The organism is Candidatus Saccharibacteria bacterium oral taxon 488 (genome assembly GCA_013099015.1).
In the GTDB taxonomy this organism is placed as follows: Bacteria; Patescibacteriota; Saccharimonadia; order Saccharimonadales; family Saccharimonadaceae; genus Nanosynbacter.
In genome coordinates, this window is record CP039998.1 from 55,166 (window position 1) to 77,840 (window position 22,675).

The window sequence follows — 22,675 nt, forward strand, 5'->3', positions numbered from 1 at the left end:
AACACAAAGTACAGATTGGGATGGCCTACGGTATTATGTACAAGAGGCACTGCCCGGCACTGTACAGGATGAATTGCCGATTGAGGAGGTAGCATAATGGGAATCTTAGGCTCGGGACTACGCGATGGGCTAAGCTTGCACCCAATTCGTTACCCATGGGCATACGATTTATACAACCAAGCAGTGGCTAATACCTGGTTTCCTAACGAGGTGCAGTTGGTACAGGATTTGGCGGATTTTGAAAAATTATCGGACGAGGAAAAGCATGCGCTCAAAACGGTAATTAGCTACCTTAATCCAAACGAGTTACTGATTAACAAGTCGCTAGCATTTGGTATTTACCCATATGTTAACGCCGCTGAAGCGCAGCTCTATCTGTCAAAACAGATGTGGGAAGAAGCCAACCACTTCATGACCTTTGAATACATCATCGAGACGTTTCCGTTTGATCGTGAGGAGATTTACGCGGCGGGCTTTGGCAAAAAATCGCTGGCTGACAAGGCAGATTTCCAGAACAAGCACCTGGATGTGATGCTCGATCCAAACCTTGATATCTACACGCTGGAGGGTAAAAAAGACTTTGTCCGCTCACTGGTGGCCTATAACATTGTGCTGGAAGGCATTTGGTTCTACTCGGGCTTTATGGTCGGCATGAGTTTCCGCCAGCGCAACTTGCTGCGCAATGTCGGTACGCTGCTAGACTGGATCACCAAGGATGAGAACCTACACCTGACCTTTGGTATTAATTTGCTGCTGACTATTTTGGACGAAAACCCAGAACTGCAAACCCAGGAATTTGCTGAGGAAATCCGCAACCTTATCTTGCAGGCGGTTGAGCTGGAGAAAGAGTACAACAAGGATATGCTGCCAAAGGGAATCCTGGGCTTGAACGCTGATTATGTCAATCAATACGTCATGCACATGACCGACCGCCGCCTGGTCGAGCTTGGGTTTGAGCCGGAGTACAATGTGGCCAACCCCGCCAAATGGATGGCTACCGCAAACGACACTTTGGAGTTGGTCAATTTCTTTGAAAGCACTAATACCAGCTATGAAGTAAATACCACGAAATAGGACTAGCGAGGAGTTACGATGAACAAATTAGCAATAAAGATTTTAGATACGGTAGAGGTAGGGGCGCTTGCGACGGTCAATCGTGACCGCACACCGCTGGTAACGGCGCTGCATTTTGCGCGGCTGGATGACATGATCATTTGGGTGTCAGATCCAACATCACGTCACGCGCACAACGCCTTTCGTACCGGCAAGGCAGAGTTTGTGGTTTGGGATGACCAGAAAAATGCGGTATTTTTGACGACAACTGTTCGGGAAATCGTTGACGAAGCGGAGTTGGCGGCTGCTCAGAAGGCGTACGCCAAGAAGCTGGGCAACTTTATGCCCCAAGTTGACAGGCCGCAGTTTTACGCTATGCCGATTGGCCAGCTTGATGAAAAAACCACAACGGAAAATCGGCTGCATTTTATTGCGTAAGCGCTATCACTAGCGTACAATAGCCATAAGGCTATACTAAATATAGGGGAAAATAAGAATGAATGCAGCCCAAATTATTACTGATGACATGTCTCTGGAAGAAAAGCTGAGTGCTATTGATGCGGCGATGCAGGCAGCGCAGGCGGTAGCTGACGAGCAGGCCAAGGCGAATAGTAGTGTTGCTGCGCCCATTGATCCGGCAAGTCTGACGATTTGCGATGGTTGTGAGTAGAAATAAAAGGGCGTCAATTCGGCGCCTCTTTTAATTAGAATAATGGAGAAGCAATGACGAGGAAGTTTATTTTCGTAACTGGTGGCGTGTTGTCTGGTGTAGGTAAAGGGATCACGGCGGCAAGTATCGGTGCGGTGCTGCAGGCTAAAGGCATCGCTGTGTCGGCACAAAAGTGCGATCCGTATCTGAATGTTGATGCTGGACTGCTGAACCCGAAAGAGCACGGCGAGTGCTTTGTGACCAGAGACGGTGCCGAGACCGATTTGGATTTGGGCCACTACGAGCGGTTTTTGGATTTGGAACTAACGCGGAAAAACACTACGCTGTCGGGTCGGCTGCTGCGCGATTTGATCGCCGATGAGCGGGTTGGTAAATTTGGCGGCCAGACGGTACAGATGGTGCCGCATTTGACTAATTCTATCAAGGCGGCTATCTGCGAGGCGGCCGAGGGCGACGTCCACATCGTGGAAATTGGCGGTACGGTCGGCGACTACGAAGGCCTGAGTTTTATCGAGGCGATTCGCGGTTTTGCGCTGGATGTGGGGCGGGAAAATTGCCTGTTTGTGCACGTGGTGTACGTGCCGTTTTTGGAGGCGTCGCACGAATATAAGACCAAGCCGGCTCAGAATGCGCTGGCGGATCTTCGCGGTTTTGGCATTATGCCGGATGTGGTGGCAGTCCGGACTGAGGGTCATGACAAGCCGCCGCGCAGTATCGGCGAAAAAATTGCTATTTCGTCTGGCGTGCGCCGTGAGGGAATTATTATGATGCCAAATGTCGATACGGTATATGAAGTACCATTGACGGTGTACCGTGATTTGGGCAAGTTATTGGGCGAATTTACCGACAATTCAGTAGAGCCGAATTTACAGCGATGGAAACGTCTGGCTCAGCGCGATACTACTGAATATGCCAAGCGGGTAACCGTCGGCCTGGTGGCTAAATACATTGATAATTCTGATACCTACCTATCGGTGACCGAGGCGCTAAAGTCTGCCGCTTGGGCGAACAAAAGCGAGATTTCTATCAAGTGGATTAATGCCGAGACGGCGAGCGAAGCTGATTTTGCCAGCGTTGACGCTATCGTGGTGCCGGGTGGTTTCGGTACACGCGGCGTGGAGGGTAAGATCAAGGCGGCTGAATATTGTATAAAAAACAACAAGCCGTATCTAGGAATTTGTCTCGGTTTGCAGGCGGCGGTTATTGCGGCGGCGCGTTTGGGCGGCGTAGCGAATGCTAACAGTGAAGAGTTTGGCGCTGAGACTGGCGCGAATGTGGTGTACATCATGGATGGCCAGCAGGGCAAGCAGTCGACCGGCGGTACGATGCGCCTCGGCGATTATCCGGCGGTGCTGAAATCTGGTTCGCTTGCGGCTAAAATGTATGGTAAAATAGAGGTAATTGAGCGGCACCGCCATCGCTACGAGGTGAATCAAGATTTTGTTCAAGCGATTGAGCGGGGCGGCCTCGTGATTTCTGGCACGTCGCCGAACGGTCAGCTGGTGGAATTTGTCGAAGCGCCCCGTTATCGGTATTTCGTAGCTACGCAAGCTCACCCTGAATTTAAGTCGCGTCCGTTCCGCCCGCATCCGCTATTTGACGGGCTGATTCGAGCTAGCTTGACAAAGTAAAAAACTTATGCTAACATACAGCCAGATAGTACCTAAAATAAAAAGGAATAAAAATGGCTGAAGAAACAATTGAAATGCAGGATCCGCTTGATAAGACGACGCTGAGTCATGACGATGCCTCGGCGCTTGGGTATGTTTTGCGTCACGTCAAGGGCTCGAGTCCGAGTTCGGTGACGCTGCTGCAGCTGGAAGAAATGGGTCAGGAGTAAAACTGCTTGCCGTCTGCTATACTGGAAGGTATGGAACAGATTATTTCTCAGGCGGTGAAGCAACTTTTTGATCAAGATGTATCGGTGCAGTTGACGCGTCCCGATCCAAAGTTTGGTGACTTTGCGACGAACGTGGCGCTGCAGTTGGCGAAACCACTGGGCAAAAATCCGCGTGAGATTGCCGAGGCGATTGCTGAAGAGCTGCGCGGCCACCAGGAGTTGAGTGAGGTTAGCGTGGCTGGGCCGGGCTTTATCAACGTGACGTTAAGTGACCAAGTGGTGCTTGAGTCATTGAAAGTGCGACCGGCGACTAATCGTGCAGGAAAAACAGTGGTCATTGAAACCAATTGCCCAAATCCGTTTAAGGCCATGCACATTGGCCATGCGCTGAATGCGATTTTGGCGGACACCATGGCGAATTTGCTGGCGGTGGATGGTGCGTCGGTACACCGAGTGAGTTACCATGGCGACGTCGGCACGCATGTCGGCAAGAGTATGTGGGCAATTCTTCGCGAAATTGACGGCGATGTCAGTAAGCTAGACGCTATTCCGGCTGACAAGCGCAATGAATTTATGAGCCGTATGTACGTCGAAGGCGCACGAGCAGCTAAGGAATCGCCGGAGGCGCGAGCAGAAATTGATGAACTAGCCAAGCAATCGTTTGTGCTGGATGATCCGCTGTACAAGCAGGTGTATGAGATTTGTAAGGCTTGGAGTTTTGATGAAATTGATGCCAATGTGGCGCGGCTGGGTAATGTGCCAATTGAGCGGCGTTATGTCGAGAGCGAGACTGAAGTGCCAGGCAAAGCCTTGATCAAAGCAAAAACCCCAGAGGTCTTTACGAAGTCTGATGGTGCATATATTTTCAAGGGCAGTCAATATGGTGCGTTTGATAACGTATTCATCGGTTCGCACGGTAACGGTTTGTACGGCGCGCACGACATGGGGTTAATTCAGCTAAAGCACCAAGATTATCCAAACTTGGACTTATCGATTACTGTCAACGGCGAAGAGCAGGCGGCGTATTTCCGTGGGGTGATCGCGGCTAGTGAACTGGCAATTCCAGAATTGAAAGGTAAATTGTTTAATTATGCGACTGGCCTGGTCAAATTAACAACCGGCAAGATGAGTTCGCGTACCGGCGAGGTGATTACCATTGACTGGCTGTTTAACGAGTTCAAGAAAGCCATCACCCAAGCTGGCGGTGAGCCGACTGACGAGGTGGTGGCGGGTGCGCTGCGTTATCAATTTTTGAAGGTGAAAATTGGTAGCGACGTGGTATTTGATATCAATGACGCGGTCAGTCTGACAGGTAACACCGGTAGCTATCTGCAATATGCACACGCTCGGGCGCGAGGAATTTTGGCGAAATCTGAGCAAGCAGTTGCATTTCCGAAGGAATTATTCGACGAAGATCGGCTATTGGTCAGGAAATTGAGTGAATATACGGGGGCGGTTAACCGCGCTACTGAGAGTTTGGAGCCGCATCATATTTGCACCTACCTGTTTGAACTGGCGCAGGAGTTCAACCGCTATTACGAGAAAAATCAAGTTGTCGGCAGCGATAAAGAAGCGCACCGCGTCGGTCTGGTGGCGGTGTATGCTGATATCTTGAAGGCGGGACTCACCATTCTTGGTATCGTCGCCCCTGATAAATTGTAAAATATTAGTAAATATTGTATGATACATCAGAGATGGAAGAGTATCTTTCTGCTAATTTGATGACGCCTAAACGGCAATTAGTTAAGGCTGAGCCAGGACTACGACGTGAACTTTTATTAGACTCGCAGCGCAGCTGAAGTTGATTCGTGCGGTGTATGAACAGTCTCCGCAGACGTATGATGCTGCAACGAAGGCGGCAGTGGACATAGCACGGGTGGTACGACAAACGGTGGATTTTGCTCCGACTTTGGCTGACTCACCACCACTCGATGCAGCTAAAGTTGCCAATCGTGAGGCTACAAATTGTTTTGGCCATGTCATTATTGCGTCAGAGTGTCTGGAGCAGCTCGGCATTGAGCATTTTGTCAGTTATGCGAATCAGCATGCCATGGTGACACTATTTGATTGGAGTAGTAGGCGAGCTTTTTTGCTCGATGTGGCGACGGAGGAGCTATGTTGTGATATGACCGGCGTAATTGGCAGCGGTGCGCCCAACCCGCTTGACCAGCTAGCAATGGGTGAGTTGCGGGCAGTGAATACATTTTTTTCAGGGGAACTCTTGAAACGACTACCACCGTCGATCGATAGGCAAAAGTTTATGAGCTCAAGGCCATGGCTATCATTTGATGCTATTGACGTAGCACAATCTCATGAACATAAGCCTCGAAATCGGATATTACAATTCTTAACATTACCCTCAGTACCGGGGCGTATGTTGTTGATTCAGCAGTACAATGCTGCCCGACAAGTGGGGTCGGGTGATATCGAAACAGCGAGTAAAGAGCTGTCGGAATTATCAGGGTTATATCTTGATGTTGACTCGCGAAATGGCCTGAAGGAAGTCGATGAGTTGTGCCGTCGGCTAATATTGGCAGGAAAATATGACGAAGTAATCGATTTGGCGGCTATGGTGGACGAGAGCCTGGTCCCAGACGACAAATCGAAAAATAAGTTATTTTTGCCAGATATCATGCGAAAAATTGCTAGACAGACAGAAAACAAGGAACTTGCCTGGCGGGCTATTAAACTATACGAGGAAAATCCACCAAATAGCCTGCGCAACGGTAAACTCGCTGCAGCCAGAAAACTTTTAGATAATTTGTAAAGTTTTATGCTACAATCAAGATATTACTTAACGCAAAGGAGTTTTTATGGCAGAGAAAAAAGTAGCCAAAAAGGCGACTACTAAACAGACGACCGCTAAGAAATCAATTGTGAAAAAACCAAGCGTGGCAGCACTGAAAGAAAAGGCAGCAGCAGTCAAAGGTCATGGCGGCGGTTTTATGACATTTATTCGCGAGCAGGGCGTGGTTGGCTTGGCTGTCGGTCTGGCGATCGGTACAGCGGCTGGCGATACCGTGAAAAAGTTGGTGACGGCGTTCATCGACCCGCTGGTGCAGCTGATTGTCGGCTCGCAGGAAGGCCTGCAGGCAGCATCATTCTCTGTTGAGATTGCTGGTCGCAAGGGTGAATTCCTGTACGGTGCGTTTGTTAGCTCGCTGATCACTTTGTTAGCGGTGGCGTTTGTGGTGTATGCGATTATTCACTTTTTGAAGCTGGATAAATTAGACAAGAAAAAAGACTAATTGGGCCTTAAAAACAGATCCGCCGGATAAATACGGCGGATTTTTTTGTAAAACGATTCATGCTGGAACAAGATGCGTACCGTACTCAGCAGGCTAGGAAATCAGTGTACCGACTGTCTCGCCGCGAGCGGCCCGGGCGATGTTGCCGTCGGTGAGCAGGTCGCAGATGACAACTGGGATGTGCTCGTCCATAGCCAGGCCGATAGCGGCCTTGTCCATGACGGCGATATCGGGGTTAGTGAGGACGTCCTGGTATGATAGCTGATCAAGCTTAACAGCGTCTGGAAATCTCACCGGATCCTTATCATATACGCCGTCGACTTTCGTTGTTTTGATCACAATGTCGCACTGCATCTCTAGGGCGAGGTTGAGAGCGGCGGTATCGGTAGTCAGGAAGGGCCGGCCAGTGCCGCAGGCAACGATGACGATACGGCCCTTTTTGATATGACTAAGAGCACGGCGGAAGGTGTATTGGTCGATGAATTGATTGACCTCAACAGTAGAGAGCGCGCGGGTCGGTAGGTCGGCGTCATTAAAAACGTCGGCTAGAGCGATGGCGTTCATTAGAGTAGAGAGCATGCCGATATTGTGGGCTGAGACGGGCTGGATACCGTGGCCGATGATTTGGTTGCCGCGGACGTAATTACCGCCGCCAACCATGATGACGATTTCAGCGCCAGTTTTTAGTGCTGGTTTGATTTGTTCGGCGATCCAACGAGCCCGCTTGGGATCAAAGCCGCTGGCGAACTCGCCCTGGAGCTGCTCGCCGGATAATTTGAGAAGGATACGTTTGGTCATGACTTTAGTGTAGCACGCTGCCAAAAAGTGGTAAAATAGAAACATGAAAGCGAAATTCAAGCCACAACTAATTTTATGGCTGGATATGGAGATGACGGGGCTAGATCCGGTGGACGATTTTCCGATTGAGGTGGCGATGATTGTGACCGACTGGGAATTCACCGAGATTGCTCGTTTTGAGGGTGCGGCGCATTGGTGCAGCAAGAAAATGCAAGCACGATTTGATAAGAATAAGTCGTTTTGGTACGGTGACGGTGCGGCTGCGCGTGAGCAGTTGATGGCGCAAAACAAGACTACCAAGACAGCCAAGGCGCAGCTCGAGCGCGATATCCTAGCATTTTTGGATGAGCATTTCGATGACACACCAATTTTATTGGCGGGCAATTCGATCCATCAAGACCGGCGCTTTATTGACCATTGGTTCAAGAAATTTTCGAAACGCCTCCACTACCGGATGCTGGATGTCAGTGCTTGGAAAGTGGTGTTTGAGGGCAAGTACGGCAAAAAGTTTGCTAAACCAGAGGATCATCGGGCGCTGGAGGATATTCGCGGTAGTATTCAAGAATTACAATATTATTTGAAGAAAGTGAAGAACTAGGTCTACCAGCTGGCATATTCATGGTCGCTGAGTTATTTGACAAGAGTGTACTTATCTGATAATCTCCTGATAAAAGGAGTTGACGAAAATGTGTGCAATGAGTTCTGAGCTACAGCAATATATGACCGGGCTAACGAATGAGATTTCGCGCGGTCATTTTGATGAGGCTGTGCGGCTTGGCGAGAATGCGCTGGCAACGGAGGAGTTGCATGGCGGGGGTAACGAGCCGCTGCTAGGGGAGGTATATCGCAATATGGCCGCCGCGAGCGATCGCTTGGGTCAAACTGACGCGGCGCTCAACTATATTGATCAGGCATATGATATTCACGATACAGCGGTCAATGAGAATTCTGGAGTTGAGACGCTACGCGAGCGGTCGGCCACGGCATCGTATGTTGGTGTGTTTGCTTTAAGGGCGTATCTGTTAGCGGAGGGTCGGGATGAAGCGTTGGCAGATAAGGCGCGGCTCATGACGCGGCAGGCCGAGCAGGACATGGCACAAGTAAATCAGCTTTCTAAAGAAGAGGACGCTGACCAGTATGAAATAAATATGGTATCTCGCTGGAGTATGATTGAAAGTCTAGTGGGTGACAAGCAGCGAGGCTTGGCGCTGGCGGGCCGGGCAATCCGATTAGCGCGGCAATCAGAGCGGGATCAACAAAAGGGTTTGACAAGGCGAGATATTCTCAGGGCGCGAACACGAGCGGCGCTTCGCGGTATGGCGGCTGTGGCGGTGAATGCCGCGAGTCGATTTGGCGCGACGCGGGACATTGCTGAGAAAATTGCTCTTAAGACGCTGTGATTGTATACTGAGAGTATGACCCATAAACAATTTGAAGAGTTTATCCTCAGTTTGCCCGGTGTGTGGCTGGATTATCCGTTTGGCGAGGATGTTGCGGTGTATAAGTTTGGCAAGAGTAATGACGGTGCGGGGAAAATGGTAGCATTAGTGGCGGAAGGCTCAAAGCCGCTCAGGGTCAGTCTGAAATGTGATCCGTTATTGGCTGAGAATTTGCGGGAAAAATACGAAACAGTGCTACCGGGCTATCACCTCAATAAGAAGCATTGGAATACCATCATTTGTTCGGGACAATTGAGTGATGAAGAAATTTTTGATTTGGCGCGGCTAAGTTATCAGCTGGTGGCGGAGTAAGTAAGGCAGCAGGGGTTAATCGCTGAGAAAAGTAGCGCTGATTTGTTCCAGCTGGTGACAGAGTGAATAAAACTTATGATTTTTCCGAATCACCGGTGATCGCCATGAGCTGTTTACGCACGTTGGTGAGGTCGGAAATAGTTTTTTCGAGAAATTCAATTGTACTCTTGCTGCGCGAGCCCTCCTTGATGCGATTCATCATCAACAGCGTATCAGCCAGCTCGGTATTCATGGTGTAGGCATAGGTGTTGTCGAGGTCGGCGTTGAGATAGGCCTCCTCAAATTTTTCCTCGAGTTTTGTTGGTGGGTCGAGCGCGGTGATGTTTTTGAGGTCTTTTTTGACGTCGATATTCTGGGCGGCGGCCAGTGTTTCGATGGACTTATTGGCAGTGGTGAGTACGGCCGTGAGCGAGCTATTGGCGTCTTGGAGTTGGCTGGATTTGAGGCGGGAAGTAAATTTCTCGGAGACGGTTTGGAGTTTTTGTAGACGAGCAATGAGATTATTTAATGAGGGGCCGCGGGAGGCGTTTTGGGCGGCGTTGATGATAAAGACCAGACCGAGCAGTCCGATGATACCGAGAACGAGCAAGATAATCTTTGACTTTTTATCAAAGCCTTGCGGCGCTGGCGGTGCAGAAATTTGATTGAGATAATCGATACCGGTTGGCACGTCATAGTCATTGTGTGGCTGCATATACCCATTAAAGCATAAACAACAACAGAGGTAAAGAGTGATATAATAAAAATCATGAATGATGCCAAGGAAGAAGTGCGGGCGCGGCTGAATATTGAGGATGTGATCGGTGAATATGTTCAGCTGAAGCGGGCGGGCCGTAACCTGAAGGGGCTGAGTCCGTTTACCGATGAGCGGACTCCAAGTTTTATGGTGAGTCCGGAAAAACAGATTTGGCATGATTTTTCTTCGGGTAAGGGTGGCGATATTTTTACGTTCGTGATGCTGGTGGAGGGGATGGATTTTCGCCAGTCACTGGAGCATTTGGCGCGCAAGGCGGGCGTAGATTTGAGTTTGTTTTCTCATGGTGATGGACGGACGGCCAAACGGCGGGCGCGGGCGCGGGAAGCGCTGAAATTGGCGGCGAATTTTTATCAGCAAAATTTGGTGAAAAATTCGGCGGCACTGGAATACGCGGTGAAAAAACGGCGGCTGAATCGGCAGACGATCGGTGATTTTGTCATTGGCTATGCGCCGGATCAGGGCGATGCGCTGACCAAAGCGCTGGAGAAGCGGGGGTTTTCGCGCCGAGAACTGGCTGATGCGGGGCTGGTGAATCGGTTTGGCGGCGACTTGTTTCGGGGGCGGATGATGGTGGCCTTGAGCGACGGCAGCGGCGAGGTGGTTGGCTTTACGGGGCGAATTATTCGTGATGACCCCAGGGCGCCAAAGTATCTGAATACGCCGCAGACACTGCTATTTGATAAATCGCGCCATATTTTTGGGCTGTATCAGGCGAAAGAGGCGATTCGTAAAAGCGACGCGGCGGTGATTGTCGAGGGGAATTTGGATGTGGTTAGTAGCCATCAAGCTGGCATTAAAAACGTAGTGGCGACGGCGGGGACAGCGATGACACTGCAACATCTGAAGGCGCTGAGCCGGTTGGCGGGGCGGATTCGTTTGGCGTTTGATGGCGACCGGGCGGGCGTGAGCGCAACGGAGCGGGCGATCAATTTGGCGCAGGAAATTAGTGTGGAATTAGAGGTGGTGAGCCTGCCGGATGACGTAAAAGATCCAGACGAATTGATCCAAAAAGACGTAGCGTTATGGCAAGCGGCGGTTGAGCGGGCGCAGCCGGCGGTGGACTGGGTGATCGCTCGGCACGCCGAGATGGAAGATTTGGCGACGGCCGAAGGCAAGCGGCGGTTTTCGACAACTGCACTGAGAATCGTGCGCGGCCTAAAAGATCCGGTGGAACAAGAGCATTATTTGACGGTGATTTCTAAAGAAACTGGCGCTAGCCTCGCGGCCTTGCGGGCAAAGCTTGGCGCTGAGAGATCAACGCCGCCTGCTCAGCTCAAAAAACCAAAGGTTGAAAAGGTGACTCCAGGTAAACCTCGTGATGAATTAGCGGACATCATCGTTGGTCTAGCGCTCAGTCAGCCGTCGACCCGGCGCTGGGTTGGGGCGCTTGAGGCGGCAAGCTTGGATGAGCCAGCTCGAGCAGTGGTGACGGCGCTGCAAGCTGAGCCGCTACTTGATCGAGAAAAGTTGCCACGCCCCTTGCAAAAATTTGAGCAGTATGTGAAAATAGTACAGTTAAAAAGTGAACGCCGCTACATGGACTGGGAACCAGAAGCTCTGGACAGTGAAATGGCGCGTTTGGTAAAGCAATTGATACGTAAACACCGCGACACAAAAAAACAACAATTATTAGAAGATTTGCGTGAGGCTGAGGAGCTCAGCGATGAGGCGCGGGCGCGCATCTTGCGGCAGCAGCTGAACGCACTGATTAAGGAGAATGCGTGAACAACGACCAGCAATACACCCCGACCAATGACGATCCACTTGAGCCAGATTTGACGGCGGTACATGATGACGAGGAGATAGAAGATCTCGAGGCGTTGAGCGCTGGCCAGTATCTGGATGACATTTCGGACGATTCGGTGCGGTTGTATCTGCGTGAGATTGGTAAAATCCCGCTGTTAAGCTCGGACGAGGAAATGGAGCTGGCACGGCGGATCATTGAGGGCGATAAGAAGGCCAAGGACAAGATGGCCGAGGCGAACATGCGTTTGGTGGTGTCGATCGCCAAGCGGTATTCGGGCCGTGGGTTGGATTTTCTGGACTTGATCCAGGAGGGCAATACTGGCTTGCTGCGCGCCGTGGAGAAGTTTGATCCGGACAAGGGCTTTAAGTTTTCGACCTACGCGACGTGGTGGATTCGCCAGGCGATTACCCGGGCGATCGCTGATCAGGCGCGGACGATTCGCATCCCCGTACATATGATCGAGACAATTAACAAGCTGGTGCGGACGCAGCGACGGCTTACTCAGGAGCTGAACCGCGAGCCAACAATAGAAGAACTGTCCAAGGAAATGGACATGGAGCCAGAAAAAATTGAGTACATCAATAAAATTCGGCAAGAGACGTCGAGTTTGGATGCTGGCATCGGGCGTGATGGTGACGAGGAAGATTCGGTGCTGGGTGATTTCATCGAGGATGAAGATACGATTTCGCCAGAAGAATCAGCGACTAATCAGCTGTTGAAGGAAAAGGTCGCCGAGGTGCTGTCGAGCCTGTCTGATCGCGAGCAAAAGATTGTGCGTATGCGGTTCGGGCTGGACAATGGCGGCAAAAGCCATACGCTCGAGGAAGTCGGCCAACAATTTGCCGTGACGCGTGAACGAATTCGTCAGATTGAAGCGAAGGCTTTGGCGAAGCTGAGGAAGCACAAAGATGCTAAGAAGTTGTATGAGTATTTGAGCTAACTATCATTCTTGCCGCTGCTTAGCTACTGCTTTTTCGCGGACTAATGTGTACTCTGTGGACGGGACTTTTCGTAGATCCAGTGGTGGTACACCTCCTGTCTCTACTGGCTTCGTGAAAGAACGGGATTCCATGGGCGGTGTTTGACTTGACTGGTCAGCTTCGCCGCTGCTTACCTGCACGGTGGTGTCGCCTATACTTCGCACCTTTTTCTCCGGGAGTGGTTCGGCGTTTAATGTTTGCTCGGGTGTAGGTAGTTCTGCTTTGCTCATGAACCAAATTATAGCATATAGCATACTTTTATGCAAGTATGAGCGATACAATGATATCCTTTCACAGGGCTTAGCACTGTTCAGGTGCCTTGCAAAAATGCTCGTGGTGAGTGACGGCCTCCAGCTGCGCGTATAGCTCGTCCAGTCCGCGGTCGTTTGTCACGAAATAGTCGGCAATGGCGATTGGCCCGCCTTTTTCCAAATTTTCAATTTCCGACCAATCACGTTGGTCAACTTCGCGTGGCTGCATCGGCCGCTCGGGGCGTTTGGCCATGCGTTGATAGCGCAGGTGTTTTGGTGTGACAACGGCGATGACGGACATCTGACCAGGGAATTCGTGCTTGAGGATTTTATATTCACTCCAGGTGTACAAACCGTCCAGGACGATGAGTTTTTGACCAGCGTCAATCAAGTCATGCGCGGATTTGACAACGCGCTTGACCACGAAATCTTTGCCTTCGCGTCGGCGAATTTCCTCGCGGAATTTTTGTTGATTATCCCACGTTGGTTCAATGCCGGCCTCTTCCATGGCTTTGTAGATGATGCCACCAAAGTAAATTTTTGGAATGCCCTTTTTGGTGAAATATTCGACCGCCGAACTTTTGCCGCTGCCGGCCAGACCGACCAGGGCGATGATTTTGCAGCTATGTTCGCTTGTACTCATGGGGATTATTGTAACAACTTCTTAGCCGGTTGGCAAACGGGTGTAGCTATTGGCCGGCTACACTGATCTTTTATGAGCTGCTCGTCGCCTGCCGGATTATTAATTAGTTGACTATTTAGATCCCTGAGGATCTTCAAGATCATGAAGGTCGTTCGTGTACACGGCTTGCTCTGCGGCTGCCAGCCTAGCAGCATTTTGATCTACATGGGTGGGCTGCATCAAATCTTCGATATCGACACCATCAAGGCTGTCCTTGCGTTTCTTTGTATATTGACCGTCTGGTTGGGCAGCCTCCAGGGCAACCTTGCCAAGATCTTGAGACGAACCTTTCGTGCGATCTCCGGTTTCTATTGTTTGTCTTTGTGGTAATGTATCTTTACTATCTTCCATGGTAATTATTCTAGCATATAATTTAACTTTTTGCAAGTATATACGGTAAGCCTTATGAGGCTAGGGCTAGACTTTGATATAATTAAATATATGAAGCGTTTGGCAGTTATCGACGGAAAATCAGTGTTTTACCGAGGGTATTATGCCATGCCGGGGCTGAGTACGGCGGACGGTACGCTGACTGGCGGAGTGTATGGGTTTGTGAGTTTGGCTATTGAGCTGATTAAGAAATTGGAACCGGATTATGTGGCGGTGGCGTGGGACAAGCGCGGCACCAACATTCGTAAGCGGCGAGAATTATATCCAGAGTACAAGGCGGGTCGCAAACCGGCACCCGATGATTTTTATCAGCAAATTCCGATTTTGATGGAGTTGCTGGACGCCTTTGGCTGGCCGCTGTATGAGCTAGATGATTATGAGGCGGACGATATCATGGGTGCGTTTGCCAAGCAAGCGGAGGCGCGCGGCGTGCAAACCTGTCTGCTAACATCGGATTTGGATGCGCTGCAATTGGTGTCGCCCCTCACCAAAGTGTACGCCATGAAAAATGGTCTGAGGAATATTGAGGAATTTACGGCGGAATATTTTGAACAAAAATATGGTATTCGGACGGACCAGTTTTTGGATTTGAAAGCGCTGAAAGGTGATTCGAGTGACAATTTGCCGGGCGTGCCGGGCGTTGGTGAAAAGACAGCGGTGAAATTATTGCAAGCATATGACACGCTGGACGGGGTGTATGCACATTTGGACGAGCAAAAAGGCGCTTTGCGGACAAAGCTTGAAGCGGGCCGCGAGTCGGCGTATTTGACCAAGCAAGTGGCAGAAATTTGGACGGACGCGCCGGTGGAATTGGACTGGGAGGTGGCGGATGTTAACGACTGCGACTTTGCTCGGGTGGCGGAAATTTTGCGGAAATTGGAGTTTCATTCGCTGATCGGGCGGCTGCCAAAGACGATGCAGGCGGTGGATGAGGTAGTAGAGACGGTGGAACTGGAATTGCCGCGCGTCGAAGATTTGCCGGCTGAGCCGCTGTTTGAGGCGGAAAATATTATCTATATTGACCCCTTAGAGCCGGACACGGTGTATATTAATTCCAAGCCTGGCGTGGCGTGGCGCGCAAAGGTTAGTGAAATTGGCTGGTCGATTTGGCAACCGTTGGCGCAGGGCGTGGTGATCGCGGCGGATGTCAAGGTACTGTATCACACGCTAGACGCCCATAACGTGACGGTGCGGTTTCATGAGGTCTGGGATGTTGGGCAGGCGGCGTTTTTGATTGATCCACTCAGGCGCGATCGTAGTATGGCAGCGCTGGCCGGTGATTTTTCTGAGGATAATTCCGCGTCGCGGCAGCTGGCACGACTACGCCAGATTTACCGCCAGCAGCAGGATTATATGGCGACGCATCAACAGATTGCCAGGGTGCTTCGCGAGTTTGATTTTCCGGTGATTTGGCCGCTGTTTCAGATGGAAAAGCGTGGTATGAAACTGGACACGGCGCTGCTTGAGCGGATGGGTGAGGAGCTGAGGTCGGAGGTTGGTCAGCTTGAACAACAAATGTATGCGATGGCTGGGCGTGAGTTCAACGCTGCTAGTCCGGCGCAGTTGTCTGAGGTGTTATTTACAAAATTGCAGCTACCGACGACCGGTATCAAAAAAGGTAAAACGGGCTATTCAACGGGGCAGAAAGAGCTGGATAAACTGCGTGGCCGACACCCAATTATTGAGCTAATTGAGCGGTACCGGGAGCTGACTAAATTGATCAGTACCTACATTGAAGCGCTGCCGAAATTGGTGGCCGAGGACGGGCGGATTCACACCACGTTTAATCAAGACGTCACCAGCACTGGGCGGCTGAGCAGCACAAATCCTAACCTACAGAACATTCCGGTGCGCACGGAACTAGGTCGGAAAATTCGCCAGGCGTTTGTGCCGAGTGAGGGCAAGGTGTTTGTTGGTGCCGATTATTCGCAATTTGAACTGCGACTGGCGGCGGTGCTGGCGGGTGACGAACAGTTAATTAACGATTTTAATAGCGACGTTGATATTCATACCAAGACGGCGGCCGAGACCTACGGTGTGCCGATGGAGCAGGTGACAAAAGCACAGCGTCGTGCGGCCAAGGTGATCAACTTTGGCGTACTGTATGGCATGAGTCCGCACGGGCTGGCGGCAGCTACCGGTATGACCTTTACTGAGGCGAAGCGGTTTATTGAACACTATTTTACGGTGCGCCAGCCAATCCGCCACTATTTGGATACAATTTTAGTTCAAGCGCGCGAACAAGGATTTGTTGAGACCTATTTTGGCCGGCGGCGGCCAACGCCCGACGTCAAGTCGAGCAATTTTATGGTGCGTTCGGCGGCCGAGCGGGCGGCGATGAATATGCCAATTCAGGGCACGGAAGCGGATTTGATGAAGCTGGCGATGATTCGGCTGGAGGACAAATTGGCTGGGCTGGCCGAGCCAATTTTGCAGGTTCACGACTCGATTTTGGTGGAGTGTCGAGCGGAAGATGCTGAGCAAGTCGGCGAAATGATGCGTGCGGAAATGGAAAGTATTTGTCCGGAACTGCCGATTGCGCTAAAAGTGGATGTCGGCGTAGGGCTGCACTGGGACGAGGTGTAGCCGAGGCAATAAATGCAAAACTGGCAGAATATGGTATAATCAACCCATGAGGCGTACGTATAATTCGTTTAATTCTTTTTCCCGGTTTGTGCCAATTTTGCTCGTTATTATTATCACCATCGTGACCATCGTCGCGATTATCAGCATCAGCCGGTCGATATTTGGTGGCAATGAGCAAAAACAGCAGCCAGAAACAACTGAGCAGAAAAAAAGCGACTTACTACAAACCGACGAAGGTCGATCGGTCAGGCTGACAGTGCGTGGCCCGATTGTCGCTAATGAAAAATTCCGTTCGTATCAAATAACTATTGCGCCGTCGTCGCGGGTGATGACGACGTATGAGGGGTATATTGAGAAGCAGCTGAACACCAAGCAGCTGAATAATAACGCCAAGGCCTATGAAGAGTTGGTGTACGCACTGGACAAGCGCAAGATGATGGAGGGCCGGCAGCTGAGCGATGAGCAAAATGACCTGCGCGGTATTTGTGCGACCGGCAAGGTGTATAAATTTGAATTGTTGATGAATGGAACAGCGATCAAGGCACTATGGACGTCAGATTGTGGCGGCTCCAAGGGCTCGGCGGTTGCTAATGTCGAGGAAATTGTCGATATGTTTATCAAGCAAATCCCTGACGGTAGCAAAATGGCCACCTCTATCGGGCTGTACCAGCGGGATACGCTGTTTAAGTTTTAGGAGCGTCCTATGCCGGAACTTCCCGAAGTCGAGACGGTTCGCCGCGGGTTGGCGGAGCTGTTGCCGGGCCGAGTGGTGGCGCGAGTGGCAGTGTTTGACTCGCCGAAGAGTTTTCCGAATGCGCCGGCTGACGTTGAACAATTTTTGTACGGCGCGCGGGTGACGGCGGTGCGGCGGCGGGCAAAGGTGCTGATGATTGATCTGGATACTCGTTATACATTGGTGGTGCATTTGAAGATGACGGGGCAGCTAGTTTTTCGCCAAGGTTCTAGCCATGGCGCTCGGGTATCCCCAAAAAAATCTCGGGGCCCACGTAACGTTGCCCAAGATTTTTCTGCGGATACCGCTCGCGAGATCGACGACTTCGCTGGCGGGCATCCAAACGACAGCTTAATCGGCGAGCTGCCGGACCGGTCGACGCGGGTGCAGATTGATTTTGTGGACGGGTCGCGGCTGTTTTTTAACGATCAGCGCAAATTTGGCTGGATGAAATTATTACCGACTGATGAAGTGAAAAATTTACCGTTCATGCAAAAAGTTGGCCCAGAACCGCTTGATCCCAATACACGCGCCGAGGACTTTATCCAACGGATTCGCCGCCGCCAAAATTCGATGATCAAGCCGGCGTTTCTTGACCAGGCGGTGATCGCCGGGGTTGGTAATATTTATGCTGACGAGGCGTTGTGGGCGGCACGTCTTCATCCGCAAACGCGGGTAAAAAACGTTAGCGATCAGCAGCTGAATACATTATTTAATGAGCTGCGGCAAATTTTGCAGTTAAGTATTGATCAGGGCGGCTCGACGGATAAAAATTATGTTGATGCTGAGGGCCGGAAAGGCAATTATCTGACATTTGCTCGTGTATTTCGCCGCGAAGGTCAGGCCTGTCATCGTCACCCCGACCAAGAGGTCATTAAGCTAAAAGTCGGCGGTCGTGGTACGCATGTGTGTCCAGTGTGCCAGAAGCCACCAGTATTTGACAAATAGTTATTTATAGTGTATATTACAGGAATATGGCAGGAATAGATCAACCACCACGCAATGGTCAATTTGGTAAAGAGTCGGATTGGGAGCGGTCGGAGATATTGGGTGATCCAGATGACGTGGATGCTGAACTGGAGGCCCTAGTAGAGAAAGCAGAGCATGCTTCTGAGGTTAGAGATAATGTTGCTTTTTGGATCAATAACATGCTAGAGAAGCATGGCGTGAACACAATTTATCAGCTGGGATTGAGTGATGAAGAGTCGTCCAAAAGAGAGGATGCTGTCTTTGAGGTCTACCGACAAGATGTAGAAAACGGTGATTTTAGCAAGCTAGATATTTCAGCTCTTAATGAGTGTCGAGGTGATAAGTTAGCACTGGCTGCGGCGATTGATTTTCAGCTACGGGTTTACCTTGCAAAGCGTATTGCGGGTGAAATATTTGTGATAATGTGTGCGTCACCTGAGCTGGATTCTCAACGCGTGATGGATGGCACCGATAAAACAGACATGATCGCAGACCATCTGCTGGTGCTTGATGAGACGTCCCACTCGCCTTGGTTTGGTTTTCTCAATGAAGCACTTGGTGGTGAGGATGTTTCACCAGAACAGGTGGAGCGGGTAATGGATGCTCAGGCTGCTGCTAATAAAACAGGCGATCCATATGAGAAATCTCGTGAGTTTTATGACCGCATATTTATGGAAACTGGCGGTGGGCTTTCTGCGGTGCAAACAGCATTGGTAGCGTATGATATTGCTGGCCTTGCTATGAAAGAGATGACTGATCAGGCTAGTGGCGGGGAATACGCATACTGCATAGAGAAATTGCAGCGTAATGGTTTATCTAATGAGCAAATAACTACGTTGATAGCTGCATATAAAGAGATTATGCAAAAGCCGCCTAAAGCGGAAGAATAAATCAGTATACCAAAAGCTATTACCTAGGGGGGTATTTGCTATAATTAAGTCGTGATCTATCTCTTTTATGGCGACAACGAATTTGAAAAACGGGCAGCGCTTGCGGCGCTGGTTGGTGATATGGAGGTAGTACGGCGCGACGGTGAAGAACTGACGGCCGCCGAGATCTGTGAAGTGGTGATGGGGCAGAGCCTGTTCATGCTAGAGCAGGCGGTGATCATTACTGATGCGAGTCAGAATACGGCGCTATGGCGTGATTTGCCGGAGTTGCTTGGTGATACGGCGACCACGGTTGTCCTTCTGGAGACGAAGCTTGATAAGCGTACAAAAACGTATAAGTGGCTGAAAAGTCATGCCGAGGTAAGGGAATACGCTTATTTCACTGAACGCCAAAAGCCGCAGCTGAGCACGTGGTGTGTTGAGCGAGCCAAGGTGCATGGGGCAGTATTGACAGCGGCGCAGGCGACGGCACTGATTGATCGGTTGGGGTTTGATCAGCTACGGCTTGACCTGGTGTTGCAGCAGTTGGCCCTGGCTGGCGAACTGAATGATGAGTTAATTAATGCACTGGTGCCGCTAGCTCCGGCTGAAAGTGCGTTTGAGTTGTTTGCGGCAATGCTGGATGACGACTGGGGGAAAGTGCGCGCGATCATTGCCTATCTCGAGGCGGAGAACGGTGATGATGGGGCGTACCAGACGCTGGGGCTATTGGTCTCACAGTTGGTGCAGCTGAACGCGCTGGTGCTATCTGGCGGTGACACGGGGGCGGTGGCTCGTGATTTTGCAGCCCATCCGTATGCACTGCGAAAGGTAGCGCCGTATGCAAGGCGGACGACACCGGCGCAACTTGCGGTAATTAACTCTGCCTTAGCGCAGGCTGATGAACAGATGAAAACGACCCGCGTGTCGCCGTGGCTATTGGTTGAGGTGGCGCTGGTTGATACTGCTAGACATATAACATAACATAGTAAAATACTCCCGCCAACCGACGGGAGTATTGTTGATGCAATCGTGAATGGCTAATTAGCCTCTTTGGCAGCTGGCTTTTTTGCAGCTGATTTTTTGGTAGCGGTTGACTTGGCAGTGGTTTTTGCCGCTGTCTTTGCTGGGGTTTTGGCAGCTGGTTTTTTGGTTACTTCAAGCTTAACACCGGCTTTTTTCGCGATAGCTGAGAGGGTACTCTTGCGCCGAGCGGCAGTGTTTTTCTTCAGCAGGTTCTTCTTAACAGCAGTGTCAAGCTCACTGTGAGCAGCAGCTAGTGTTGCGGCGCTTGGCTCGGCCATAAAGGCCTTGACGGCTGACTTGATGTCGCGCTTGATACCGATATTGCGCTCGCGGCGCTTTAGAGTTTGTTTGGCCCGTTTGATGGCGGATTTGATGATTGGCATAGATTTCCTTTACCTCTATAAATTTGTTTCGCTAATCAAGGATGGATTATACAGAAAAACCCAATAAAAGTAAAGAGTGGCTCGCATTGACGATAATCTATTGACTTTCCTGAAATGCTTATGTATAATGTGACTCAAAGGTATAAACAAAAATAAACAGGGACACAACAATGGCGAGCCAGTCACAAAAGCAGCAGATTATTCAGAGCATCAAAGATGTGACTAATATCTTGGTGACGGTGAGCGCTGATCCATCGGTGGACGAGCTATCGGCAGCGCTGGGGCTAACAATTTTCCTGAATAAACTGGGCAAGCACGCCACGGCTGTTTTTAGTGGCAAAGTTCCGCCGGCGATTTCGTTCCTCGAGCCGGATGAGACGTTTGAAGCTACAGCGGACAGCCTGCGTGATTTTATCATCGCGCTCGATAAGGAAAAGGCCGATCATCTGCGCTACAAGGTGGTTGATGATGCGGTGAAGATTTTTATCACGCCGTACCGGGCGACAATTACCGAGGCTGATTTAGAGTTTTCGCAGGGCGATTATAACATTGAATTGGTGCTTGCGTTGAATGTTGAGAGTCAGGATCATCTCGACAAGGCGTTGACGGCCCATGGCAAGATTTTGCATGATGCAGTGGTGTCGACGGTGACTGCTGGTATGGTGAGGAGTAGTCTCGGGACGGTTGATTGGCATGATGATAAGGCATCAGGCGTGAGCGAGATGCTGGTTGACCTGATTGATGAGTTACGAACACCGAAAGTGACCATGGATGAGCAGATCGCAACAGCACTGCTGACCGGTGTTGTGGCGGCGACGGAGCGGTTCAGTAATAACCTAACCTCGTCGCGGGTGATGACGTTGGCGGCAGAGCTGATGGCGGTTGGCGCGAACCAGCAATTGATTGCTACCAAGTTGGCTGAGGGGCAGGCGATTAAAGCCGAGGAGCACTCAGAGCCAGAGCAATCAAAGCAGGCGGCCGATGCAGCTGATGATGAGACGCAGGATAATGACGGCCAGGATGGTGCTAATTTTAAGGTTGAACGGGGAAAACGCTCGAAGCCAGCTGAGTCAAAAAGAGATGATGGCGCGTTGTCGATTAGCCACGAGCGGCGGGGTAGCCTTGATGATGTGGCCAAGCAGACTCGGGCCGAAGAGCAGGATGCAGCGGCCCGCGCGGCCACGGCGCAGCTTGATCGCCTTCGGGCGGCGTCAGTGACGAGCGGGCGGAGCAGTGCGACATCGACATCGCAACCAATCAGTGCGTCAGTGTCGGCTGAGCCAGAAACGGCTACACCACTCCTGGGTGGAACGTTGAACGCAACGACGGAGCGGGCGGCTGAGGATAAGCGCCGCGATCTTGACACTGATCAAAACAAGACTATCTTGCATCACGGTACCTATGTTGGTGCGTCGCGGCCGGCCCTCGGCGAATCGCCGTTGAATGCCGCCATGGGGAAGTCTGATGAACCGCCGAGCGTTGACCCGTTTGCGACCACCAATAAAGACGAAGCGGTCATTGCCGCGCTAAAAGAGGAGACGCAGGCGCTGGCTGACAAGCAGACTCAATCTACCGCGCCGCCATCGCTGCCAGATTCTGAGCGCGACGCCCGCGCGGCAATTACCGAGGCGCTGGCTGCTGCACCGCCGCTTAAACCCGCGGCTTCGCCTGCTCCGGTAGTTTCATCTTCGCCGCTACCGACAGTGTCGTCTGCTCCGGCTACGCTCGCTGATATTGAGTCTAATGTGATGCATGGCTTGCCACCGCTGCCTGATTTCTCTGACTTCTCAGGATCAGGTTTACCACCGCTGCCACCAGCTCCGGTCGGTGCTGCCGATGGTGGACTGCCAGCGTTGAACACATCGCCTTCAGTGCCATCCGCCCCGGCGCCGCCGCGCACCTTTAATCCGTCCCAGTTCCAGATCCCGGGGCAAAAATAGTC

23 protein-coding genes are annotated in these 22,675 nt (G+C 51.0%); 17 read left to right on the top strand and 6 right to left on the bottom strand.

Annotation, left to right across the window (positions count from 1 at the left end; genetic code table 11):
- Positions 1-96 precede the first annotated feature (96 nt).
- The 6 genes from FBF29_00285 (at position 97) to FBF29_00310 (ending at position 6,811) form a co-directional block, all read left to right on the top strand.
- Positions 97-1,074: a ribonucleotide-diphosphate reductase subunit beta gene (locus tag FBF29_00285; GenBank protein ID QJU07151.1), complete on the top strand. Its 978-nt coding sequence runs from the start codon at positions 97-99 to the stop codon at positions 1,072-1,074.
- Between the two features lie 18 nt (positions 1,075-1,092).
- Positions 1,093-1,491 carry a pyridoxamine 5'-phosphate oxidase family protein gene (locus FBF29_00290; protein ID QJU07152.1) on the top strand — a complete coding sequence of 133 codons (399 nt, stop codon included), beginning with the start codon at positions 1,093-1,095 and terminating at the stop codon, positions 1,489-1,491.
- Positions 1,492-1,776: 285 nt separating this feature from the next.
- Positions 1,777-3,354 carry a CTP synthase gene (locus FBF29_00295; protein ID QJU07153.1) on the top strand — a complete coding sequence of 526 codons (1,578 nt, stop codon included), beginning with the start codon at positions 1,777-1,779 and terminating at the stop codon, positions 3,352-3,354.
- Between the two features lie 239 nt (positions 3,355-3,593).
- The gene (argS, locus tag FBF29_00300) at positions 3,594-5,225 is read left to right on the top strand and encodes an arginine--tRNA ligase (protein QJU07154.1); all 1,632 of its coding nucleotides are present in this window, start codon (positions 3,594-3,596) and stop codon (positions 5,223-5,225) included.
- Between the two features lie 151 nt (positions 5,226-5,376).
- On the top strand, positions 5,377-6,330 hold the full coding sequence (locus FBF29_00305; protein QJU07155.1) for a hypothetical protein: 954 nt from the start codon (positions 5,377-5,379) through the stop codon (positions 6,328-6,330).
- A 46-nt stretch (positions 6,331-6,376) separates the two neighbouring features.
- Positions 6,377-6,811, top strand: coding sequence for a hypothetical protein (locus tag FBF29_00310; protein QJU07156.1), 435 nt, complete (start codon positions 6,377-6,379; stop codon positions 6,809-6,811).
- Positions 6,812-6,904: 93 nt separating this feature from the next.
- Here the strand turns inward: FBF29_00310 and pyrH are convergent, their stop codons facing one another.
- Positions 6,905-7,609 (bottom strand): UMP kinase, encoded by a 705-nt coding sequence (pyrH, locus tag FBF29_00315; protein ID QJU07157.1) that lies wholly within the window; start codon positions 7,607-7,609, stop codon positions 6,905-6,907.
- A gap of 43 nt (positions 7,610-7,652) precedes the next feature.
- On the opposite strand from pyrH, the gene FBF29_00320 reads away from it, so the two are divergent.
- The 3 genes from FBF29_00320 (at position 7,653) to FBF29_00330 (ending at position 9,360) form a co-directional block, all read left to right on the top strand.
- Positions 7,653-8,207 (top strand): oligoribonuclease, encoded by a 555-nt coding sequence (locus FBF29_00320; protein QJU07158.1) that lies wholly within the window; start codon positions 7,653-7,655, stop codon positions 8,205-8,207.
- A 97-nt stretch (positions 8,208-8,304) separates the two neighbouring features.
- Positions 8,305-9,009 carry a hypothetical protein gene (locus FBF29_00325; protein ID QJU07159.1) on the top strand — a complete coding sequence of 235 codons (705 nt, stop codon included), beginning with the start codon at positions 8,305-8,307 and terminating at the stop codon, positions 9,007-9,009.
- A gap of 15 nt (positions 9,010-9,024) precedes the next feature.
- Entirely contained in the window at positions 9,025-9,360 is a 336-nt protein-coding gene (locus FBF29_00330; GenBank protein ID QJU07160.1) for an MmcQ/YjbR family DNA-binding protein, read from the top strand.
- A gap of 73 nt (positions 9,361-9,433) precedes the next feature.
- Here FBF29_00330 and FBF29_00335 read toward each other — a convergent pair whose 3' ends face one another.
- On the bottom strand, positions 9,434-10,054 hold the full coding sequence (locus tag FBF29_00335) for a hypothetical protein (GenBank protein QJU07161.1): 621 nt from the start codon (positions 10,052-10,054) through the stop codon (positions 9,434-9,436).
- Positions 10,055-10,108: 54 nt separating this feature from the next.
- Between FBF29_00335 and dnaG the strand changes: the two genes are divergently transcribed.
- Positions 10,109-11,842, top strand: a complete 1,734-nt coding sequence (gene dnaG, locus FBF29_00340) for a DNA primase (GenBank protein QJU07162.1) — start codon at positions 10,109-10,111, stop codon at positions 11,840-11,842.
- The gene (rpoD, locus tag FBF29_00345) at positions 11,839-12,804 is read left to right on the top strand and encodes an RNA polymerase sigma factor RpoD (protein ID QJU07163.1); all 966 of its coding nucleotides are present in this window, start codon (positions 11,839-11,841) and stop codon (positions 12,802-12,804) included. The genes dnaG and rpoD overlap by 4 nt, the downstream gene beginning before the upstream one ends.
- A 3-nt stretch (positions 12,805-12,807) precedes the next feature.
- On the opposite strand, the gene FBF29_00350 is transcribed toward rpoD, so the two are convergent.
- The 3 genes from FBF29_00350 to FBF29_00360 form a co-directional block, all read right to left on the bottom strand.
- Positions 12,808-13,074, bottom strand: a complete 267-nt coding sequence (locus tag FBF29_00350) for a hypothetical protein (GenBank protein ID QJU07164.1) — start codon at positions 13,072-13,074, stop codon at positions 12,808-12,810.
- A 70-nt stretch (positions 13,075-13,144) separates the two neighbouring features.
- Positions 13,145-13,738: a dephospho-CoA kinase gene (locus tag FBF29_00355; GenBank protein QJU07165.1), complete on the bottom strand. Its 594-nt coding sequence runs from the start codon at positions 13,736-13,738 to the stop codon at positions 13,145-13,147.
- 111 nt (positions 13,739-13,849) lie between these two features.
- On the bottom strand, positions 13,850-14,128 hold the full coding sequence (locus FBF29_00360) for a hypothetical protein (protein QJU07166.1): 279 nt from the start codon (positions 14,126-14,128) through the stop codon (positions 13,850-13,852).
- 54 nt (positions 14,129-14,182) lie between these two features.
- Here FBF29_00360 and polA point away from each other — a divergent pair, with 54 nt between their 5' ends.
- Genes polA through FBF29_00385 form a run of 5 tightly spaced genes read left to right on the top strand, consistent with a single transcriptional unit; the run spans position 14,183 to position 20,308 of the window.
- Positions 14,183-16,753: a DNA polymerase I gene (gene polA / locus FBF29_00365; GenBank protein ID QJU07167.1), complete on the top strand. Its 2,571-nt coding sequence runs from the start codon at positions 14,183-14,185 to the stop codon at positions 16,751-16,753.
- Between the two features lie 46 nt (positions 16,754-16,799).
- Positions 16,800-17,447, top strand: a complete 648-nt coding sequence (locus tag FBF29_00370) for a hypothetical protein (GenBank protein QJU07168.1) — start codon at positions 16,800-16,802, stop codon at positions 17,445-17,447.
- A gap of 9 nt (positions 17,448-17,456) precedes the next feature.
- Positions 17,457-18,434: a bifunctional DNA-formamidopyrimidine glycosylase/DNA-(apurinic or apyrimidinic site) lyase gene (gene mutM, locus FBF29_00375; GenBank protein ID QJU07169.1), complete on the top strand. Its 978-nt coding sequence runs from the start codon at positions 17,457-17,459 to the stop codon at positions 18,432-18,434.
- 26 nt (positions 18,435-18,460) lie between these two features.
- On the top strand, positions 18,461-19,345 hold the full coding sequence (locus FBF29_00380) for a hypothetical protein (GenBank protein ID QJU07170.1): 885 nt from the start codon (positions 18,461-18,463) through the stop codon (positions 19,343-19,345).
- A 51-nt stretch (positions 19,346-19,396) separates the two neighbouring features.
- Entirely contained in the window at positions 19,397-20,308 is a 912-nt protein-coding gene (locus FBF29_00385; GenBank protein QJU07171.1) for a hypothetical protein, read from the top strand.
- Between the two features lie 56 nt (positions 20,309-20,364).
- Here the strand turns inward: FBF29_00385 and rpsT are convergent, their stop codons facing one another.
- Complete coding sequence (rpsT, locus tag FBF29_00390) at positions 20,365-20,733, bottom strand: 30S ribosomal protein S20 (protein ID QJU07172.1); 369 nt, start codon at positions 20,731-20,733, stop codon at positions 20,365-20,367.
- Between the two features lie 170 nt (positions 20,734-20,903).
- On the opposite strand from rpsT, the gene FBF29_00395 reads away from it, so the two are divergent.
- A complete protein-coding gene (locus tag FBF29_00395) occupies positions 20,904-22,673 on the top strand; it encodes a hypothetical protein (GenBank protein ID QJU07173.1) in 1,770 nt (589 codons plus the stop codon).
- The last annotated feature ends 2 nt before the right edge of the window (positions 22,674-22,675 follow it).

Excerpts from the sequence above, each read along its gene's own strand:
- FBF29_00285 (QJU07151.1), top strand. The coding sequence starts at position 97 with ATGGGAATCTTAGGCTCGGGACTACGCGATGGGCTAAGCTTGCACCCA.
- FBF29_00290 (QJU07152.1), top strand. The coding sequence starts at position 1,093 with ATGAACAAATTAGCAATAAAGATTTTAGATACGGTAGAGGTAGGGGCG.
- FBF29_00295 (QJU07153.1), top strand. The coding sequence starts at position 1,777 with ATGACGAGGAAGTTTATTTTCGTAACTGGTGGCGTGTTGTCTGGTGTA.
- argS (QJU07154.1), top strand. The coding sequence starts at position 3,594 with ATGGAACAGATTATTTCTCAGGCGGTGAAGCAACTTTTTGATCAAGAT.
- FBF29_00310 (QJU07156.1), top strand. The coding sequence starts at position 6,377 with ATGGCAGAGAAAAAAGTAGCCAAAAAGGCGACTACTAAACAGACGACC.
- pyrH (QJU07157.1), bottom strand. The coding sequence starts at position 7,609 with ATGACCAAACGTATCCTTCTCAAATTATCCGGCGAGCAGCTCCAGGGC.
- FBF29_00320 (QJU07158.1), top strand. The coding sequence starts at position 7,653 with ATGAAAGCGAAATTCAAGCCACAACTAATTTTATGGCTGGATATGGAG.
- FBF29_00325 (QJU07159.1), top strand. The coding sequence starts at position 8,305 with ATGAGTTCTGAGCTACAGCAATATATGACCGGGCTAACGAATGAGATT.
- FBF29_00330 (QJU07160.1), top strand. The coding sequence starts at position 9,025 with ATGACCCATAAACAATTTGAAGAGTTTATCCTCAGTTTGCCCGGTGTG.
- FBF29_00335 (QJU07161.1), bottom strand. The coding sequence starts at position 10,054 with ATGCAGCCACACAATGACTATGACGTGCCAACCGGTATCGATTATCTC.
- dnaG (QJU07162.1), top strand. The coding sequence starts at position 10,109 with ATGAATGATGCCAAGGAAGAAGTGCGGGCGCGGCTGAATATTGAGGAT.
- FBF29_00350 (QJU07164.1), bottom strand. The coding sequence starts at position 13,074 with ATGAGCAAAGCAGAACTACCTACACCCGAGCAAACATTAAACGCCGAA.
- FBF29_00355 (QJU07165.1), bottom strand. The coding sequence starts at position 13,738 with ATGAGTACAAGCGAACATAGCTGCAAAATCATCGCCCTGGTCGGTCTG.
- FBF29_00360 (QJU07166.1), bottom strand. The coding sequence starts at position 14,128 with ATGGAAGATAGTAAAGATACATTACCACAAAGACAAACAATAGAAACC.
- polA (QJU07167.1), top strand. The coding sequence starts at position 14,183 with ATGAGGCTAGGGCTAGACTTTGATATAATTAAATATATGAAGCGTTTG.
- FBF29_00370 (QJU07168.1), top strand. The coding sequence starts at position 16,800 with ATGAGGCGTACGTATAATTCGTTTAATTCTTTTTCCCGGTTTGTGCCA.
- mutM (QJU07169.1), top strand. The coding sequence starts at position 17,457 with ATGCCGGAACTTCCCGAAGTCGAGACGGTTCGCCGCGGGTTGGCGGAG.
- FBF29_00380 (QJU07170.1), top strand. The coding sequence starts at position 18,461 with ATGGCAGGAATAGATCAACCACCACGCAATGGTCAATTTGGTAAAGAG.
- rpsT (QJU07172.1), bottom strand. The coding sequence starts at position 20,733 with ATGCCAATCATCAAATCCGCCATCAAACGGGCCAAACAAACTCTAAAG.
- FBF29_00395 (QJU07173.1), top strand. The coding sequence starts at position 20,904 with ATGGCGAGCCAGTCACAAAAGCAGCAGATTATTCAGAGCATCAAAGAT.